This window comes from Streptomyces sp. NPDC093568, from assembly GCF_044764945.1.
Lineage (GTDB): Bacteria > Actinomycetota > Actinomycetes > Streptomycetales > Streptomycetaceae > Streptomyces.
The window spans coordinates 319,311-338,461 of sequence record NZ_JBIWJD010000007.1; the positions used below are offsets into that span (position 1 = coordinate 319,311).

Below are 19,151 nucleotides of genomic sequence, written 5' to 3' on the forward strand. Positions count from 1 at the left end.
CACCGCTAGAGCGCCCGGAAGAGGTCCAGGTAGCGGGCCGTCAGCTTCGGCCAGGCATAGCGTTCCTCGGCCGTGCGCCGGCCCGCCGCCCCCATCCGGTCCGCCAGATCACCGTCGGCCAGCAGCTTGGCGCAGGCTGCGGCGAGGGCGTCCGGGTCGCCCGGCGGGACGAGCAGACCCGTCTCGCCCTCGTCGACGACGTGGGGGATGCCGCCGACGTCCGAGCCGACGACCGGCGTGGCACAGGCCATGGCCTCGACCAGCGCCATGCCGAAGGACTCCGCCTCGCCGAGCGAGGGCAGCGCCAGGACGGCGGCCGTGCGCACCGCGTCCGTCAGGGCCTCGCCACTCAGCCCGCCCGGGGTCTGAAGCCGGTCGGCGACGCCGAGTTCGGCCGCGAGGGCACGCAGGCCGGGCAGGGCGTCGCCGTCGCCGACCAGGCGCAGACGGGCGTCGGGCACCTCGCGGGCGAGCCGGGCGAAGGCGCGGACCAGTACGTCGACGCCTTTCCATGCCGAGGAGCGGTCCATGCGGCCGACGTAGACGATCGTGCGGGGGCGGCGGGAGGCCGGCTCACCCGGAGTGAAGCGGTCGGTGTCCACGCCGGGCGAGATCCGCACGGTGTGCGGGTGCCCATCGGCCAACGAGACCGGGGACACCGCGACCAGCCGGCGGGCGCGGGCGAAGACGCGGGGCAGTACGGCCCTCTCGTACAGGCCGATCAGCCGGTCGGCGGTGCCACTGTCCGCCTCTCCCTTGTGCATCGAACCCGCGTGGTACGTCAGCACGGTGGGACGGCGCCCGGCGACTGCGACCGCGAGGTCGCCGAGACCGGGGACGGGCGCGTGCACGTTGACGACCTCGGCGCGGGTCCGCCGCAGCCAGCGGCGCAGTTGCAGCGGCCAGAGCGGACTGAGCGGGGTGTTGGACAGCTTCAGCCAGACGCCGAGCCGGACGACGGGGATGCCGTCCTCGGTGGTGACCGTGGTGCGCAGGCCCCCGTCCAGGCGCGTGGTGATCACCACGGGCCGCAGGTCGTCGGAGGCCGCGACCGCTGCCGCGACGCGCGCGGCGTACTGCTCCACGCCGCCGATCTTCGGCGGGTAGTACGGCGCGACGACGGCGACGCTACGGCGCCGGCTCACACCGCCTCCCGCAGCCGGGCCGGCAGGGACTGGGCGCGGGCGACATAGCCGGGAAGGTTGGCGTCGAGGATCGCGCGGTAGGGGGCGGGGTCCTTCAGCAGCGGCTCCACCAGCGCCCACAGCCGGTCGTGGGTGACGTCGGCGATCGGCACGACCCACTCGCCGAGACCAAGGTCGGCCATGATGCCCCGGGTCTTGTGCTCGTACTCGATGGCGACGCAGGGCACCTCGCTGGTGAGCGAGAAGATCACCGAGTGGAAGCGGGTGCCGATCAGCAGGGAGCACTCGTCGTACAGGCCCTTGAGGTCGCGGTAGTCCACGACCTCGTCGACCATGAGCGGGCCGCTGGTGCAGTGGGCGGCGATCCGGCGTTCGCAGATGCGGTCGTCGTCGCCGAGGTAGTCGGTGCTCACCTGGGGGATGAGGACCGCGCGAGCGCCCGTGGCCTGGACGGCGTCGATGGTGCGGGCGAGTTCGCGTTCGTAGCGCTCCTGAGCGGCGGGGGCCAGCCAGCGGCGGGCCGTGATGCCGACCAGCCGCTCGTCCGGGCGGACCCCGAGCCTTACGCGCCAGTCGATGCGGCGCCCCGGGTCGAAGGCGAAACCGGCGTCCACCGCACGCTCGATCTGCCGCGCCGGAACGTCGCAGGCGAGCAGCTCGCCCACGCTGACGTCCTCACGCGGCAGCACCGCGGCCGAGCGGCGCATGACCCTGCCGACCAGCTTGCGCTGGGCGGCGGCCGGGAACGGTCCGAAGGACTGCGGGGCCCAGACCACCGGGACGTCCGCCTTCTGCGCGAGCAGCGCGGGCAGCAGGACGAAGAAGACGTTCTGGTAGCCGTCCAGGCCGGGCCGGGCCAGTACATAGCCACCCCCCATGGACACCACCAGGTCGGCCGTCGCGACGGCCCGTGCCTCGCGCCGGGCCTCGGCGGGCAGTGCCGCGGCCACCGCCCGGGCGATCGGGCGGGGCAGGGTCACGGCCGCCGTGCCCGCGAGGCCCAGGAGCGCCTTGCGCAGCAGCCGGCGGGGCAGCGAGACGGTGCCGTCGGCGACGTAGCGGCGGATGGAGCCGATGTTGCGCACGCCCTCGAACGAGGCGTGCACGGCCGCGTCCTCCATGCCCGCGATCACGACGTCGGCTTCGGGGAAGGCCTCCTGCACGTGCCGCAAGCAGACGGAGAGCAGTGCGGCGTCGCCCGCGTTCTCACGGACGTACGCGTTGATCACCACGATTTTCAAGGAGCGGACCTCTCGGAACGGAAAGGGACGGCGGAGGGATCGCCGTAGGCGTCCCCGTACGGCTCGGTGTAGTGGCCGTGGAAGTGGTGCCCGTACGACTCGCCGCTGGTCGCCGCGTACGGGTACTCCAGTCCGACGTAGGGATCGGCGGGCCCGACCCGGTACGGCGCGTCATGGCCGCCGACGACGTTCTGATACGGCGTGTCGGGGTCCGTCGGCCGCAGGGCCAGGGTGTCGTCCGCCGACGGCGACGGGGCGGCCACCGTGACCGGTGCGAGGCGGGGCCGCCTGATCAGGCTCACCGTGGCGAATACGCCGGCGACGGTGTTGCCCGTGACCCACGCGTAGCCGATCCAGACCAGGCCCCGGTCGGCGAAGGCGAAACCGAGGCCGATGGACAGGCCGGCCATGATCGTGTTGGCGGCGATCAGCCGGCGCATGCGCTGGGCCAGCTTGAGGGCGAAGCAGGCCCAGGTGTTCAGGGCCACCGGCAGCGCACCGATCGCCAGCACGGTCAGCAGGGAGCGGGCCTCCTGGGCGTACGCGCCGCCGAACATGCGCAGCAGCAGCCCTCCGCCGATGACCACGACGAGGGCGGCGGGCACCTGTACGGCGGCGATGATCCGTGCCGAGCGCAGCATCAGCTCCCTGAAGCGCGCCTCCTGGTGCGAGACCTCCGCGAAGACGGCCTCGCCCACGGCGGTGGAGACGGAGTTCAGCATGGCCGCGATCTGGAAGGCCACGAAGTAGTAGCCGGCCGCGGCGGCCCCCAGGTGGTGCAGCACGATCAGCGGGGTCGCCAGCACCGGCGTCAGGTTGATCAGGTTGGAGACATGGCTGGCGACGGAGAAGCGGAACTTCTCGCGCAGCCGGGTGCCGCGGGTGCGCAGATCGATCCGGAAGCCCAGACGGCGGCGCAGCACCAGCACGGCGACGACCACCGTGACCGCGTAGCCCACCCCGGCCGACGCGACGATGCCGAAGACACCGAGCCCGGTCAGGGCGACCGGGACGGCCACCTTGGCGGCGCCCTGGGTCAGCCCGTCGATCAGGACGTTGTACTCGGGGATGCGGGCGGCGTTGAAGACCGACTTGACCAGCATGCTGGCCGCCGCGCACCCGCAGAACACGGCGAAGGCGACCGCCGAGGTCCAGTCGCCGCGCACGAACACCAGCTTGTCGCCGTACAGCGGTAGTCCGAGGAGGTAGATGCCGGCCGCCACGCACCCGACCGCTGTCACCAGCAGCATCGCCTGGCTGATCTGTGCGTTTCGCGCCTCGCTCTCCGCCGGGAAGCGGACCAGCGTGTTGTTCAGGCCGAGCAGGCTGAACGTGGCCAGCAACGAGGTCGCGGAGATCAGGGAGGTGGCGAGGCCGACCTGGGCAGGGCTGTAGAAGCGGGCGACCACCACCCAGAACAGGAAGCTGAGCCCGGCGGTGACCACCGTGGAGGCGAGCAGGAAGAACGAGCTGCGGTAGATCCGGTCCCCCGGACGGCGGTGCCGGCCACGCGCACGCGTGGCCGGGACGGTACTCGCGGCATCGGTCATGGGCGCTCACCGCGGTAGTGCGCCAGCAGGGTCCGTACGTGGTCGTCCCAGGCGAAGGCCTTCTCGGCGTACGTCCGTGCGTACTCGCCCATGCGGGCCCGGCGCTCGGGGTCGGCCGCCAGGGCGCACAGTTCGGCGGCGAGCGCGGGGACCTCGCGGGGCAGCAGGGACACCTGGTCGCGGTCGAGGTCGTAGGGGGCGTAGCCGGGGTCGTCGGTGGTGACCACGGGCAGTCCCGAGGCCATGGCCTCCTGCACGGTGAGCGGGAAGCCCTCGGCGGTCGAGGGCAGCGCGAAGACGTCGCAGGCCCGGTACGCCTCGGCGACGGCCTCGGGCGGCAGTGCGCCGAGGTGGTGGACGCCGGGTCGGCCGGCCAGGGCGGCGGTGTCGCCGCCCCCGGAGAACACCAGGTCGTAGCCGGCGTCGGGGGTGTGGGCGGCGAGGAGCAGGTCGTACCCCTTCTTGGGGACGAGTCGGCCCACGAACAGCACCAGGGCGCGCTCGGCGGGCAGCCCGAACCGCTCACGGGCGAGCGCGCGCTCGGCCTCGGAGGCGGCCGGGCGGAACAGTTCGGTGTCCACCCCGTTGGCCAGGTGCTGCCGGCGCCGGGCGCCGTGACCGGCCACGAACCGGGCGACCGAGGCGTTGAGCGTGAACACCGCGCGGGCGCCGCGCAGCAGACCCCGGCCGGCCACGCCGTACACCGCGCGCTGCACCGCCCGGACCACACCGGAGGGATGCTCGACGACGGCCACGTGCTGGGTGAGGACGTACGGGGTGCGGGTGAGCTTCGCCGCGAGGCCCGCCGCCCAGGAGCTGATGTAGAGACAGTCGTGGATGTGCACGGCGTCCGCCTGCCGCGCCCAGCGCAGCACGACGGGCGCGAGGACCGGCGAGAAGACCGGGAAGGGCACGCCGGCCTTGCGCTCGGTGCCGTTCCAGGCGGCGACGCGCACCACCCGCACCCCGTCCTCACGGGTGACGGAGGACCGGTCGGCGCTGGTGACGACGGTGACGTCGGCACCCTCCCGGGCCAGACCGACGGCCTCGCGGCGCGCGACGTTCTCGATCCCGCCCACGTGCGGCGGGTAGTAGTGGCTGACCAGGAGGATCCTCAACGGCCTCGTGCTCATCGGTAGATCACCGCTCCCCCGTTGCTGTAGATGACGTCCCGGGAGTCCAGGACCTTCATCGGGTACTCGTACGTGATCAGGTCGCCGCCGTAGAAGACGGTCACCTGGCCGGTGCGGGTCGGGACCGTGCCCAGGAGGACATAGGAGTCCGTGCGCAGAGCGGCCGGGTGGATGTCGGCGAGGGTGGGGTGCGTGAGCAGCGCCTGAAGGCGGCTGTAGCTGAACCGGTCGGTCTGGATCAGCCCCCTGCCGTCCTTGGCGATCCGTGCGTCGAGCCAGAGCGCGGCGCGCCGCTCCTCGGCGTGGGGGTAGTAAATGGAGTGGTACTGACCGGAGTTGGACAACTGGACCTGTGCCGGATAGCCGCCGAGAACCTTGGGCACCACACCGGACAGGTCGAGCAGCAGACCGGACAGCAGCACGCAGGCCAGCGGCACGGTACGGCGGCCCGCCCAGCGCAGCGCCCACAGCGTGGCCGTGGCCAGGAACGGCGCGAAGAAGAACAGGCCCTGCTGGAAGGCGCGCAGCAGGCTGTAGTCCACCGACAGCTGCGGTACGAGCGTGAAGACGGCGACCATGCACCAGGCGCCGGCGGCGATGGTGATCTGGTCGCGCACCGGACGGAACGCGGAGCGGCGCGCCCACAGCGCCACGGCGAACCCGGCCATCACCATCACCTGGAAGAACAGCGCGGCGCCCTGCCTGAGCGCGCCGTTGAGGCCGGGCACGCTGATCCCGAAGGCGTCCAGGAACCGCCCGGCTGCGGTCAGTTTCATCGTCGGCACCTCGACGACGGGCGTGGCCAGGCCGTCGATCTCCTTCAGCGGCAGGTAGTCCCCGTCGTCCCGCTCGGTCGCGGTCCGCTCCAGGAGGTCGGCCCTGTACTCCTTGAGGCGCTCGGACGCGGGGATCTTGTCGCCGCCGAGGATGCTGTACGCCGTGTCCGAGGAACCGGACTCCGACTCGCCCCCGAACACCGCCGAGGCGACCGCCGTCAGGGTGCGTTCGACCTGGCCGCCGGTGTGCGTGAGCGGGCCCGACCACAGCAGGGCGAGCGCGGCGGGCACGGCCACCACCCACCAGGTCAGGAACGACAGCATCCGGTCCTCACGGCGTTTGCGGCGCACCCGGCCCCGGCCGCGCCGGGACACCAGCCGCCACGCCTTGTCCAGGAGGAAGGAGACCGCGAGGGTGCCGACGACGACGTAGGTCGTGGAGTAGTGGGACAGCACGATGCCGCCCAGCAGCACCACGAACACGATCCGGCGCAGCCGCAGCGGCCCGCCCGAGTCGGTGAGCACCACCATGGCGCAGCCCAGGATCAGGAAGGCGATCTCCTGACGGCCGAGGTAGGGCATGTCGGTGAGGAACGTCGGAAAGACGATGAAGTACACCGCGGAGATCAGCGCGACCACGCGCGGGGCCACGTTGCGCACCGCGCGGTGCACCAGTACCGGCGTGAAGGCGAACAGCAGCGGCAGGACGACCTTGAAGACAGATGTGTCGGAGAGCGCGGTCAGCTGGAAGATCTGCACCGGCAGCAGGGTGATGCTGAGGCAGGCGTTGTACGGGTCGGTGTAGGTGCCGATGTCCCAGTGCTCACCGCCCAGCGCGAGCCGGAAGTACAGGTACTCCTTCTGGATGTCGTGCCCGGTGATGTACTGCCCGCGCAGCGAGGTGAGCAGCAGCAGCGCGGCCGAGACGCAGTACAGGCCGAACTCCAGGACCGGGACCGGGTAACGGGCCCGGCGCAGCAGGAGCAGACAGATCAGTGCCGCCACGACGACCATGGCGACGGCGCTGACCGTGCCGCCCAGGCCGTTGTTGAGGCGGATCGGCCCGGCCACGGAGAGGACGAGGGCGAGGCCGCCGAGCGCGGCGACGGGTCTGAGGCCCCGGGTCCGGGTCCATGCGCCCCGGTCATGTCTGCGCGGGCGCCGGGGCATCGGTACGAGCACACCGAGCACCACCGCGGCACCGGCCGAGGCGACGGTCAGGATCAGCCGGGTCAGCGGCCGGTCGACGCCGAGCAGCGGGAGCGTGGTGTTCACGGTGAGGGCGACGACGATGTCGGTCAGCACGGTGAACCCGACGGCCAGCAGCAGCGCGGCGGTCCCGGTGGTGACGATGCGCGCGGTCACACCCCGCCACAGCAGCACGGGCACGCCGAACAGCAGCCACAGTCCGGCGAGGGTGTGCAGGAGGGACGGTGTCTGGGGCAGCAGCTCCAGGACGCTGGCCGGGGCGAGGCTGAGCAGGATGGCCCAGCGGCGGTCGATCAGGGGTCGCCGTGGACCCGCGGACCGGCTCGTGCGGGCGCGTGGTTCCTGCTCGGCGGGTGGCTCGGGGTCCGGCGCGGTGACCCGCAGCGCCAGGGTCTCGTCCTCGATGGTCACAGCAGGCCGGCCTTGGTGTAGACGTCGTCGACGAGCCGGGCGACCGTCTGCCACGAGTAGTTCCGGGCCCGTTCGGTGCTGGCGCGGGCCAGTTCGGCCCTGAGCACGAGGTCGGCTGCGACGGAGTCGAGGGCGGTGGCGAGGGCGGCCGGTTCGGGGGCGGCCAGCAGGCCGGTCCCGTCCACCAGTTCCCGGGTGCCGGGAACATCGGTGGCGACGACGGGCAGCCCGGCCGCCATGGCCTCCAGGACGACCAGCGGCATGCCCTCCTTGTCCGAGGGCAGCACGAAGGCGTCGGCGTCCGCGTACGCCTTCACCAGGTCCTCGCCGAGCAGGGCGCCACTGAACTCCACGTCCAGGCCTGCGGCCTGCTCCTGGAGCCGCCCGCGCAGCTCACCGTCGCCGACGATCCGCAGCCGGATCTCCTGCCGGGTCAGACGGAGGGCGTTCAGCAGCCGGGGCACGTTCTTCTGGACGTCGAGGCGGCCGACGTACAGCAGGTTCAGGGGCCCGGGCGCGGGCTCGCGGGCCGGCATGAAGTACGTGTCGGCGACCCCGTTGGGCACGACGTGGACACGGTCGGCGAGCACCCGGTAGGCGCCGGTGAGGAAGGCCTTCTGCCCCTCGGTGAGCGCGATGACACCGGCCGCGCTCCGCAGCACCCGCCCGAACACATGCTCCTTGTAGTGCGGGAGCAGGGCGCCCAGGGGACCCGAAGCGTCCACGTCGAGGTGGAAGTGGAGCAGGAAGCGGGTGCCACGCAGCCGACTGGCCAGGGCGACCATCTCGGGCAACAGGGCGTGCGCGCAGTGCAGATGGAGGACGGCGTCGCGGGGCAGCCTGGCGAGGTGCGCCGCCATTCCGGGGGCGAGGGCGGTGTGCGCGACCTCCACGGCACGGTGCCGGTGCACCACCACCCCGTCCTCGCGAGCGACGCGCGGCATGCCCTCGGTGCGCAGGGCCGTGGTCAGGACCTCGACGTCGTGTCGCTTGGCCTGTTCCCGCGCGAGGTTGGAGACGACACGCTCCAGCCCGCCGAGGGCCGGCGGGTAGTACGGGGTGATCTGGACGATGGTGGGCATTCAAGCTTCCCGAGGTGGCAGATGACGCTCGTGGGGGGGGTGGACGGGGGCGGGCGAGGCCGAAGGGGTCAGCGCAGATGCATCCGGAGCCGCTGCGGATGGCCCGGCAGCGTCACCTCGACGAGGTCCGCGTTCTTCTTCGCGCCGCCCTTGAGGCGCAGCCGGATGTCGACGTCGATCAGGGCACCGGGCTTGGTGGTGACGGATTCCGTACGGGAAGCCAGGCGTTCACCCTCGGCGTCCTCGGCCCAGGCCCGCACCGTGTGCCTGCCGCCCGTGTCACCGTGCTCGACGAGTTCCACCGGTACGACTAGTTCGTCGCCGTCGAAGAACGGCTCCTTGCCGAAGTACAGCTCGACATAAGCCTGCTGCCGCTCGGTGAAGGAGTCCTGGAGGACGGACCGGACCTCGGGAACCGACCAGGCGCCCGCCCCGAGCACGACCACGGCGATGAGGGCGAGCACCGTGCCGGTCGCTCCGCGCCGCGGCCCGCCGCTCCGGCCGGTCCCGGTCCGCCGGGCCCGGCGGCGTGCCGCCGGGCCCTGACGGCCGGACCGCGGGCCCTCGGCCCGCGGGTCCGGATCGGTGCCGTACGGCCTCCCGCTCACGCCATTTCCAGGGGAGCCTCATCGACGTTGCGCTGACCGGGCAGCGCTGCCAGCGTCGTCCCGCCGAACCGCTCGGAGGACCTGGCCGCCTCCGGGTCCGACGACTCCGTTTCGTCGAGCTCGAAGGTCTCGGTGATCTCGTCGTCCAGCAGGTCGGCCATGGGCTTCACGGTGGTCGCCGCCGCTGGCATGGCCTCGCTCGGCAGCTCACGTCCGAAAACCGACGTGGCCTTCTCGTTGAGCTGTTCCACGGCGGCCACGGCCCGCTCGGCGGCCTCGGCGGCCCGCTCGGCGGCGACGTTGGCGCGGGCCATCTCGGCGAGCGGAACCATGCGCGAGGGCGTGGTGCGGAAACGATTATCCCGGATCTTGTGCTCGAACAGCTGGCGCAGATTGGCGACTCCGTCGGGCAGGGCGTTCAGCTTGACCTGTCCCCCGCGCACCCGGTACTCGATCGGCACCTCGAGGCAGCGGAAGCCGGCCCGGGTCGCCGCGTTCTTGATCTCCTGCGAGAAGGCCATGCCGGGGGAACGGACGTCGATGGCGGCCCACACGTGGCGCTGGAAGATCCACATGCCGGACTGCGAGTCGCGCAGGCCGTTGCGGAAGAGGGCCCGGCTCAGGGCGCTGAGCGCGTGGTTGGCGACGGTGTGGGACGGCTTCATGGCGTGGCGGTTCTCCACGCCGAGCCGGTTGGTGGTCATGAACTCCACCCGCCGGGCGTCCATGATGTGGAGCAGGTGGGGCAACGCGTCGAACGGGTACGTGCAGTCGGCGTCCCCCGTGGCGATGACATCACCCTGGGCCGCGTCGAAGCCGGCCTGGTAGGCGTTGCCGTATCCGCGCAGGGGCTGCGAGACGACTCTCGCTCCCAGACTACGAGCCACTTCCGCGGTCCCGTCGGTCGAGGCGTTGTCGACCACGATGACCTCGATCTCCCAGCCTGCCTCCGCCAGTGCACGGTATGGGACGGTCTCCATGACCGTCGGCAGGTTCTCGGCCTCGTTGAGCGCGGGAATGACGATGGACAGAGATCTCAAGACAAGCCCCCCAGGACTTGAACAGTCACTGGACACCCCCGGTCACAGGCCCCCTCGCCCGTCCGCGGTGGTGCTTCGGCCGGTGTCCTACGACACAGGCCCCCCTCCACAACCACGGGAAACCGGTACACCGTTGCGCACACAAGTACGACAAACGGATTGATGTCTCATTCAATTACTTTCGACGCACCTTAACCCGCACTTACATTCCCCATGCAACTTCTTCACATAGTTGTTATCCACCTCATGTCGCCCGCGACAGAGCGAGATCGACTCGAGACAGCGAGTAAGGGAAGCTGTGTGCTCGCGGCGGCCAAGAGGCCTTCACGGCCTGGGAACTGACGCCCGTTGAGGAACGCCGAAGGGCGGCCACCCCGAGAGGTGACCGCCCTTCAGTGCGTCAGACGCAGGCCTTACTGGTTGTACGGACCGTAGTCGTAGTCCTCCAGCGGAACGGCCTGGCCGGAGCCCGTGCCGAACGGCGAGTAGTCGATGTCGTCGTAGCCGACGGCCGAGTACATCGCGGCCTTCGCTTCCTCGGTCGGCTCGACCCGGATGTTGCGGTAGCGGGACAGACCCGTACCGGCCGGGATGAGCTTACCGATGATGACGTTCTCCTTGAGGCCGATGAGGCTGTCGGACTTGGCGTTGATCGCCGCGTCCGTCAGGACTCGGGTCGTCTCCTGGAAGGAGGCGGCCGACAGCCAGGACTCCGTCGCCAGCGAGGCCTTGGTGATACCCATCAGCTGCGGACGACCGGAGGCGGGGTGACCGCCCTCCTGGACCACACGACGGTTCTCGGTCTCGAACTTGGAGCGCTCGACCAGCTCACCGGGCAGCAGCTCGGCGTCGCCGGACTCGATGATCGTCACACGGCGCAGCATCTGCCGGATGATGATCTCGATGTGCTTGTCGTGGATCGACACACCCTGCGAGTTGTAGACCTTCTGGACCTCGCCGACCAGGTGGACCTGGACGGCACGCTGGCCCAGGATGCGCAGCACGTCGTGCGGGTTGGTGGCACCCACGGTGAGCTTCTGGCCCACCTCGACGTGCTCGCCCTCGCTGACCAGGAGTCGGGCACGCTTCGAGATCGGGTACGCCGTCTCGTCGCTGCCGTCGTCCGGGGTGACGACGATCTTCTTGGTCTTCTCGGTCTCCTCGATCCGCACGCGGCCGGTGGCCTCGGAGATCGGGGCGACACCCTTCGGGGTACGGGCCTCGAAGAGCTCGACGACACGCGGCAGACCCTGGGTGATGTCGTCACCGGCCACACCACCGGTGTGGAAGGTACGCATCGTCAGCTGGGTACCGGGCTCACCGATGGACTGGGCGGCGATGATGCCGACCGCCTCACCGATGTCGACCAGCTTGCCGGTGGCCAGCGAACGGCCGTAGCACATCGCGCAGGTGCCGACCTGGGACTCGCAGGTCAGGATCGAACGGGTCTTGACCTCCTCGACACCGTGGTGCACCAGCTGGTCGATGAGCACGTCGCCCAGGTCCACGTTGGCCGGCGCGATCACCTTGCCGTCGATGACGACGTCCTCGGCGAGCATGCGGGCGTAGACGCTGGTCTCGACGTCGTCCGCCTTGCGCAGCACACCGTCGGCACCGCGGTTGGCGATCCGCAGCTTCAGACCGCGCTCGGTGCCGCAGTCCTCCTCGCGGATGATGACGTCCTGGGAGACGTCGACCAGACGACGGGTCAGGTAACCCGAGTCGGCGGTACGCAGGGCGGTGTCCGCCAGACCCTTACGGGCACCGTGCGTGGAGATGAAGTACTCCAGCACGGACAGACCCTCACGGAACGACGCCTTGATCGGACGCGGGATCGTCTCGTTCTTCGCGTTCGACACCAGACCACGCATACCGGCGATCTGACGCATCTGCATCATGTTGCCTCGTGCACCCGAGTTCACCATCATGAAGATCGGGTTGGTCTTCGGGAAGTTGTCGTTCATCGCCTCGGCGACCTCGTTGGTCGCCTTGGTCCAGATCGCGATGAGCTCCTGCGTGCGCTCGTCCTTGGTGATCAGACCGCGCTCGTACTGCTTCTGGACCTTCTCGTCCTGCGCCTCGTAGCCCTTGACGATCTCCTTCTTCGCCTCGGGAACGACGACGTCGGAGATGGCGACGGTGACACCGGAACGGGTCGCCCAGTAGAAGCCGGCCGCCTTCAGGTTGTCGAGCGTCGCCGCCACGATGACCTTGGGGTAGCGCTCGGCGAGGTCGTTGACGATCTCGGAGAGCTGCTTCTTGCCGACCTCGTAGTCGACGAACGGGTAGTCCTCGGGCAGCAGCTCGTTGAAGAGCGCGCGGCCCAGGGTCGTCCGCAGCCGGAACGAGTCACCCTGCTGCCACTCCGGCTCGCCCTCCTCCTGCGCCGGCGGCATCCAGCCGCGGGGCGGGATGGTGCCGACCGGGAAGCGGATGTCGATCTTCGACTGGAGCGAGAGCTCGCCCGCGTCGAAGGCCATGATCGCCTCGGCCACGGACGCGAAGGAGCGGTCCTCGCCCTTGACGTTGCGCATCTCGGAGTCGGTGGTGAGGAAGAACAGACCGAGGACCATGTCCTGGGTCGGCATCGTCACCGGACGACCGTCGGCGGGCTTGAGGATGTTGTTCGAGGACAGCATCAGGATGCGGGCCTCGGCCTGCGCCTCCGCGGACAGCGGCAGGTGCACGGCCATCTGGTCACCGTCGAAGTCCGCGTTGAACGCGGTGCAGACGAGCGGGTGGATCTGGATGGCCTTGCCCTCGACCAGCTGCGGCTCGAAGGCCTGGATGCCGAGTCGGTGCAGGGTGGGAGCACGGTTCAGCAGAACCGGGTGCTCGGCGATGACCTCTTCGAGGACGTCGTACACGACCGTACGGCCGCGCTCCACCATGCGCTTGGCGCTCTTGATGTTCTGCGCGTGGTTCAGGTCGACCAGGCGCTTCATCACGAACGGCTTGAAGAGCTCCAGCGCCATCGCCTTGGGCAGACCGCACTGGTGCAGCTTCAGCTGCGGACCGACGACGATCACGGAACGCGCGGAGTAGTCCACACGCTTACCGAGCAGGTTCTGACGGAATCGACCCTGCTTACCCTTCAGCATGTCGCTGAGGGACTTCAGCGGACGGTTACCGGGACCGGTGACCGGGCGACCGCGGCGGCCGTTGTCGAACAGGGCGTCGACGGCCTCCTGGAGCATGCGCTTCTCGTTGTTCACGATGATCTCGGGCGCACCGAGGTCGAGAAGGCGCTTCAGTCGGTTGTTCCGGTTGATCACACGGCGGTACAGGTCGTTCAGGTCGGAGGTCGCGAAGCGGCCACCGTCCAGCTGCACCATCGGGCGAAGGTCCGGCGGGATGACCGGGACGCAGTCGAGGACCATGCCCTTGGGGCTGTTGGAGGTCTGCAGGAAGGCAGACACGACCTTCAGCCGCTTCAGCGCACGGGTCTTCTTCTGGCCCTTGCCGGTACGGATGATCTCGCGGAGCTTCTCGGCCTCCTCGTCGAGGTCGAAGGACTCCAGGCGCTTCTGCAGCGCCGCGGCACCCATCGAGCCATCGAAGTACGTGCCGAAGCGGTCACGCAGCTCGCGGTAGAGGAGCTCGTCGCCCTCGAGGTCCTGGACCTTGAGGTTCTTGAACCGGGTCCACACCTCGTCGAGGCGGTCGATCTCGCGCTGCGCACGGTCGCGCAGCTGCTTCATCTCGCGCTCGGCGCCCTCGCGCACCTTGCGGCGCACGTCGGCCTTGGCGCCCTCGGCCTCCAGCTCGGCCAGGTCGGTCTCGAGCTTCTTGGCGCGGGCCTCCAGGTCGGCGTCCCGGCGGTTCTCGATCTGCTGACGCTCGACCGAGACGTGCGCCTCCAGGGAGGGCAGGTCGCGGGTACGGCGCTCCTCGTCGACGTACGTGATCATGTACGCCGCGAAGTAGATGACCTTCTCGAGGTCCTTGGGAGCCAGGTCGAGCAGGTAGCCCAGTCGGCTCGGGACACCCTTGAAGTACCAGATGTGCGTGACAGGCGCGGCCAGCTCGATGTGGCCCATCCGCTCACGACGCACCTTGGCGCGAGTCACCTCGACGCCGCAGCGCTCACAGATGATGCCCTTGAAGCGGACACGCTTGTACTTGCCGCAGTAGCACTCCCAGTCCCGGGTCGGACCGAAGATCTTCTCGCAGAAGAGTCCGTCCTTCTCGGGCTTGAGGGTGCGGTAGTTGATGGTCTCGGGCTTCTTGACCTCGCCGTGGCTCCACTGACGGATGTCGTCAGCGGTGGCCAGACCGATCCGGAGCTCATCGAAGAAGTTGACGTCGAGCACTATGCGTCAATCCCTCTCAGGGTTGTAAGTCTTGGGGTCTGAAACGGGGGCCTGGGGGTCGGCGGGGCCCTGTGGGTAAGGGCCCCGCCGGACTCCCGTCAGACCTCTTCGACGCTGCTCGGCTCGCGCCGGGACAGGTCGATGCCGAGCTCCTCCGCTGCGCGGAAGACGTCCTCGTCGGTGTCACGCATCTCGATGGACATACCGTCGCTGGACAGCACCTCCACGTTCAGGCAGAGCGACTGCATCTCCTTGATGAGCACCTTGAAGGACTCGGGGATGCCGGGCTCGGGGATGTTCTCGCCCTTGACGATGGCCTCGTAGACCTTCACGCGGCCGGTGACGTCGTCGGACTTGATGGTCAGCAGCTCCTGGAGGGCGTAAGCGGCGCCGTAAGCCTCCAGCGCCCACACCTCCATCTCGCCGAATCGCTGGCCACCGAACTGGGCCTTACCACCCAGCGGCTGCTGGGTGATCATGCTGTACGGACCGGTCGAGCGGGCGTGCAGCTTGTCGTCGACCAGGTGGTGCAGCTTCAGGATGTACATGTAGCCGACCGAGATCGGGTCCGGGAACGGCTCACCGCTACGGCCGTCGAACAGCCGCGCCTTACCGGTCGGGAGCACCATGCGCTCGCCGTCGCGGTTCGGGATGGTGTGCTGCAGCAGACCCGCGAGCTCGTCCTCGCGCGCACCGTCGAAGACGGGGGTCGCGACGTTCGTGCCCGGGTCGACCTGGTCGGCGCCGATCGCCTGGAGGCGCTGCGCCCACTCCTCCGCGAGGCCGGAGACGTCCCAGCCGCGGCTGGCGAGCCAGCCGAGGTGGATCTCCAGGACCTGTCCCGGGTTCATTCGGGACGGCACACCCAGCGGGTTCAGGATGATGTCGACCGGAGTTCCGTCCTCGAGGAACGGCATGTCCTCGATGGGCAGGATCTTCGAGATGACACCCTTGTTGCCGTGACGGCCGGCGAGCTTGTCACCGTCGGTGATCTTGCGCTTCTGCGCCACGTACACGCGCACCAGCTGGTTCACACCGGGGGGAAGCTCGTCGCCCTCCTCGCGGTCGAAGACGCGCACGCCGATGACCTTGCCGGTCTCGCCGTGCGGCACCTTCAGCGAGGTGTCACGGACCTCACGGGCCTTCTCACCGAAGATCGCGCGCAGCAGGCGCTCCTCCGGGGTCAGCTCGGTCTCACCCTTCGGGGTCACCTTGCCGACGAGGATGTCACCGGCGATGACCTCGGCACCGATGCGGATGATGCCGCGCTCGTCGAGGTCGGCGAGGACCTCCTCGGAGACGTTCGGGATGTCCCGGGTGATCTCCTCGGGGCCGAGCTTGGTGTCACGGGCGTCGACCTCGTGCTCCTCGATGTGGATCGAGGAGAGGACGTCGTCCTGCACGAGGCGCTGCGACAGGATGATCGCGTCCTCGTAGTTGTGACCCTCCCACGGCATGAACGCCACGAGCAGGTTCTTGCCGAGCGCCATCTCGCCGTTCTGGGTGGCCGGACCGTCGGCGAGGACCTGGCCCTCGATGATCCGGTCGCCCTCGAGGACGATGACCTTCTGGTTGACCGAGGTGCCCTGGTTGGAGCGGGCGAACTTGGCCAGGCGGTACGTGATGTACGTGCCGTCGTCGTTGGCGGTGGTGATGTAGTCCGCGGAGACCTCCTGGACCACACCCGCCTTCTCGGCCTTGACCACGTCGCCGGCGTCGACCGCGGAGCGGTACTCCATGCCGGTGCCGACGAGCGGGGCCTCGGACTTAATCAGCGGCACGGCCTGACGCATCATGTTCGCGCCCATGAGGGCACGGTTGGCGTCGTCGTGCTCGAGGAAGGGGATCATGGCGGTCGCGACCGACACCATCTGGCGCGGCGAGACGTCCATGTAGTCCACGTCGTCACCGGCGACGTAGTCGACCTCGCCGCCACGACGGCGGACCAGGACGCGGTTCTCGGCGAACCGCAGGTCGTCCGTGAGAGTGGCGTTGGCCTGCGCGATGACGAAGCGGTCCTCCTCGTCGGCCGTCAGGTAGTCCACCTCGTCGGTGACCTGACCGTCGACGACCTTGCGGTACGGCGTCTCCACGAAACCGAACGCGTTGACGCGGCCGTAGGAGGCGAGCGAACCGATCAGACCGATGTTCGGGCCTTCGGGCGTCTCGATGGGGCACATACGGCCGTAGTGAGACGGGTGCACGTCACGGACCTCGAAGCCGGCCCGCTCACGGGAGAGACCACCCGGGCCAAGCGCCGACAGACGGCGCTTGTGGGTGAGACCCGACAGCGGGTTGTTCTGGTCCATGAACTGCGACAGCTGGCTGGTGCCGAAGAACTCCTTGATGGAGGCGACGACCGGCCGGATGTTGATCAGGGTCTGGGGCGTGATCGCCTCGACGTCCTGGGTCGTCATGCGCTCACGGACGACGCGCTCCATACGAGCCAGACCCGTGCGGACCTGGTTCTGGATGAGCTCGCCGACGCTGCGCAGACGACGGTTGCCGAAGTGGTCGATGTCGTCGGTCTCGACGACGATCGTCTGACCGCTGTCCGCGACCGTCTCGGTCTCGCCCGCGTGCAGCTTGACCAGGTACTTGATCGTCGAGATGACGTCCTCGACGGTCAGGATGCCCGCGTCCAGCGGAGCGTCCGCACCCAGCTTCTTGTTGACCTTGTAGCGGCCGACCTTGGCGAGGTCGTAGCGCTTCGGGTTGAAGTACAGGTTCTCCAGAAGCGTCTGCGCGGCCTCGCGGGTCGGGGGCTCGCCCGGACGCAGCTTGCGGTAGATGTCGAGCAGCGCGTCGTCCTGGCCCTGGGTGTGGTCCTTCTCCAGGGTGGCGCGCATGGACTCGTACTCGCCGAACTCCTCCAGGATCTGCTCGGTCGTCCAACCGAGGGCCTTGAGGAGGACGGTCACGGACTGCTTGCGCTTACGGTCGATGCGCACACCGACCATGTCGCGCTTGTCGATCTCCATCTCCAGCCAGGCACCCCGGGACGGGATGATCTTGGCGGAGAAGATGTCCTTGTCGGACGTCTTGTCGATGCTGGAGTCGAAGTAGACACCGGGCGAACGGACCAGCTGCGACACCACGACACGCTCGGTGCCGTTGATGACGAAGGTGCCCTTGTTCGTCATGAGCGGGAAGTCGCCCATGAAGACCGTCTGGGACTTGATCTCACCGGTCTCGTTGTTGGTGAACTCCGCCGTCACGAAGAGCGGGGCGGCGTAGGTGAAGTCGCGCTCCTTGCACTCGTCGATCGAGTTCTTCGGCGGCTCGAAGCGGTGGTCGCGGAACGTCAGCGACATCGACCCGGAGAAGTCCTCGATCGGGGAGATCTCCTCGAAGATCTCCTCGAGGCCGGACTTGGTGGGGACGTCCTGACCGGACTCCAGAGCCTCCTCGACCCGACTCTGCCAGGCGGTGTTGCCGAGCAGCCAGTCAAAGCTCTCGGTCTGCAGCGCGAGCAGGTTGGGAACCTCGAGGGGCTCCTTGATCTTTGCAAAGGAGATGCGCAGCGGGGCGGTGCTGGCGCCGTTGTTCATATTCGCGGTCGAGGCGTTGCGCGAGGCGGCCAAGAGGGGGTCCTTCCGAGGGCTCGGACTCACTACGCGCGTACCGGCCCCTCACCGGCGCACAGAGACAGGTGTTTCCTTCACCGACCAAAGAATGGCCAGGTCAGGGACGGTCCGGTCATCGGTGCTCAAGCGAGGGCATGCCCCTGGTGACGGGCAGGGGACAGCTAACAGGCAGCGCAAAGGGTCAGTGTAGCCACTTGGCACACTGATGTCCAGTGCGGGTTTTTCGCGACCCTCGTTGTTCTCAACGCCCTCGGCATGCCTGCCCTCGATGCACGTTGATACTGCCCTCTTCGTCGCCGATCCATGCCTCGGATTCGGATCCTTGTGACGACGCGTCCTGAGAATTGCGCGCTGCGTGCGGTTCGTCAAGGCCCCCATGCCCGAACCAAGGACGGCCCGGAGACACGACGAAGATCACCATACCCCCCGCCGAAGCGGGCGCAAGGCAACCGTGGCCGCGCCCCCAGGAACGCCGAAGAGCGACCACCCGAATGGATGATCGCTCTTCGCTGCGACTGCGTTACAGCCTCAGCAGGCTGCTTTCAGCACGCGACGGTCGTTGCCGACCGCGAAGGTCTTACTTGACCTCGACGGAGGCGCCGGCGCCCTCGAGGGACTCCTTGGCCTTGTCCGCGGCCTCCTTGTTGACCTTCTCCAGAACCGGCTTCGGCGCACCGTCGACCAGGTCCTTGGCCTCCTTCAGGCCGAGGGAGGTGAGCTCACGCACGACCTTGATGACCTGGATCTTCTTGTCGCCGGCACCGGTGAGGATGACGTCGAACTCGTCCTTCTCCTCGGGGGCCTCGGCCGGGGCGGCCGGACCGGCCGGACCGGCAACGGCGACCGCGGCGGCGGCGGTGACGTCGAACTTCTCCTCGAACGCCTTGACGAACTCGGAGAGCTGGATCAGGGTCATGTTCTCGAACTCGGCGAGGAGCTCGTCCTGGGTGAGAGCCACGATGGCTTTCCTTCCACTAATTCGGCAGGTGCCGGATGTACATGTCTGGCGGGCGTACGTTCGGCCCGCTACGACCTCCGCCTCAGGCGGCGGCGGTC

The 19,151-nt window shown here is 69.1% G+C and carries 11 protein-coding genes; all 11 read right to left on the reverse strand.

Annotation, left to right across the window (positions count from 1 at the left end; all coding sequences use genetic code 11):
• Positions 1-5: 5 nt before the first annotated feature.
• Positions 6-1,145 (reverse strand): glycosyltransferase family 4 protein, encoded by a 1,140-nt coding sequence (locus ACIRD7_RS28055; protein ID WP_403457905.1) that lies wholly within the window; start codon positions 1,143-1,145, stop codon positions 6-8.
• A complete protein-coding gene (locus ACIRD7_RS28060) occupies positions 1,142-2,377 on the reverse strand; it encodes a polysaccharide pyruvyl transferase family protein (protein WP_403458217.1) in 1,236 nt (411 codons plus the stop codon). The genes ACIRD7_RS28055 and ACIRD7_RS28060 overlap by 4 nt, the downstream gene beginning before the upstream one ends.
• Positions 2,378-2,382: 5 nt before the next feature.
• Positions 2,383-3,936, reverse strand: a complete 1,554-nt coding sequence (locus tag ACIRD7_RS28065) for a lipopolysaccharide biosynthesis protein (RefSeq protein ID WP_403457908.1) — start codon at positions 3,934-3,936, stop codon at positions 2,383-2,385.
• A complete protein-coding gene (locus ACIRD7_RS28070) occupies positions 3,933-5,069 on the reverse strand; it encodes a glycosyltransferase family 4 protein (protein WP_403457910.1) in 1,137 nt (378 codons plus the stop codon). Before ACIRD7_RS28070 ends, ACIRD7_RS28065 begins: the two co-directional genes overlap by 4 nt.
• Positions 5,066-7,465 carry a DUF2206 domain-containing protein gene (locus tag ACIRD7_RS28075; protein ID WP_403457912.1) on the reverse strand — a complete coding sequence of 800 codons (2,400 nt, stop codon included), beginning with the start codon at positions 7,463-7,465 and terminating at the stop codon, positions 5,066-5,068. Before ACIRD7_RS28075 ends, ACIRD7_RS28070 begins: the two co-directional genes overlap by 4 nt.
• Positions 7,462-8,547 (reverse strand): glycosyltransferase family 4 protein, encoded by a 1,086-nt coding sequence (locus ACIRD7_RS28080; protein ID WP_403457915.1) that lies wholly within the window; start codon positions 8,545-8,547, stop codon positions 7,462-7,464. The genes ACIRD7_RS28075 and ACIRD7_RS28080 overlap by 4 nt, the downstream gene beginning before the upstream one ends.
• A gap of 68 nt (positions 8,548-8,615) precedes the next feature.
• Entirely contained in the window at positions 8,616-9,155 is a 540-nt protein-coding gene (locus ACIRD7_RS28085) for a hypothetical protein (RefSeq protein WP_403457917.1), read from the reverse strand.
• The gene (locus tag ACIRD7_RS28090; protein WP_403457920.1) at positions 9,152-10,195 is read right to left on the reverse strand and encodes a glycosyltransferase family 2 protein; all 1,044 of its coding nucleotides are present in this window, start codon (positions 10,193-10,195) and stop codon (positions 9,152-9,154) included. Before ACIRD7_RS28090 ends, ACIRD7_RS28085 begins: the two co-directional genes overlap by 4 nt.
• 413 nt (positions 10,196-10,608) lie before the next feature.
• Positions 10,609-14,508: a DNA-directed RNA polymerase subunit beta' gene (locus ACIRD7_RS28095; RefSeq protein WP_403457922.1), complete on the reverse strand. Its 3,900-nt coding sequence runs from the start codon at positions 14,506-14,508 to the stop codon at positions 10,609-10,611.
• A 98-nt stretch (positions 14,509-14,606) separates the two neighbouring features.
• Positions 14,607-18,092, reverse strand: coding sequence for a DNA-directed RNA polymerase subunit beta (rpoB, locus tag ACIRD7_RS28100; protein ID WP_403457924.1), 3,486 nt, complete (start codon positions 18,090-18,092; stop codon positions 14,607-14,609).
• 580 nt (positions 18,093-18,672) lie between these two features.
• On the reverse strand, positions 18,673-19,056 hold the full coding sequence (gene rplL / locus ACIRD7_RS28105; RefSeq protein ID WP_361348730.1) for a 50S ribosomal protein L7/L12: 384 nt from the start codon (positions 19,054-19,056) through the stop codon (positions 18,673-18,675).
• Between the last annotated feature and the right edge of the window lie 95 nt (positions 19,057-19,151).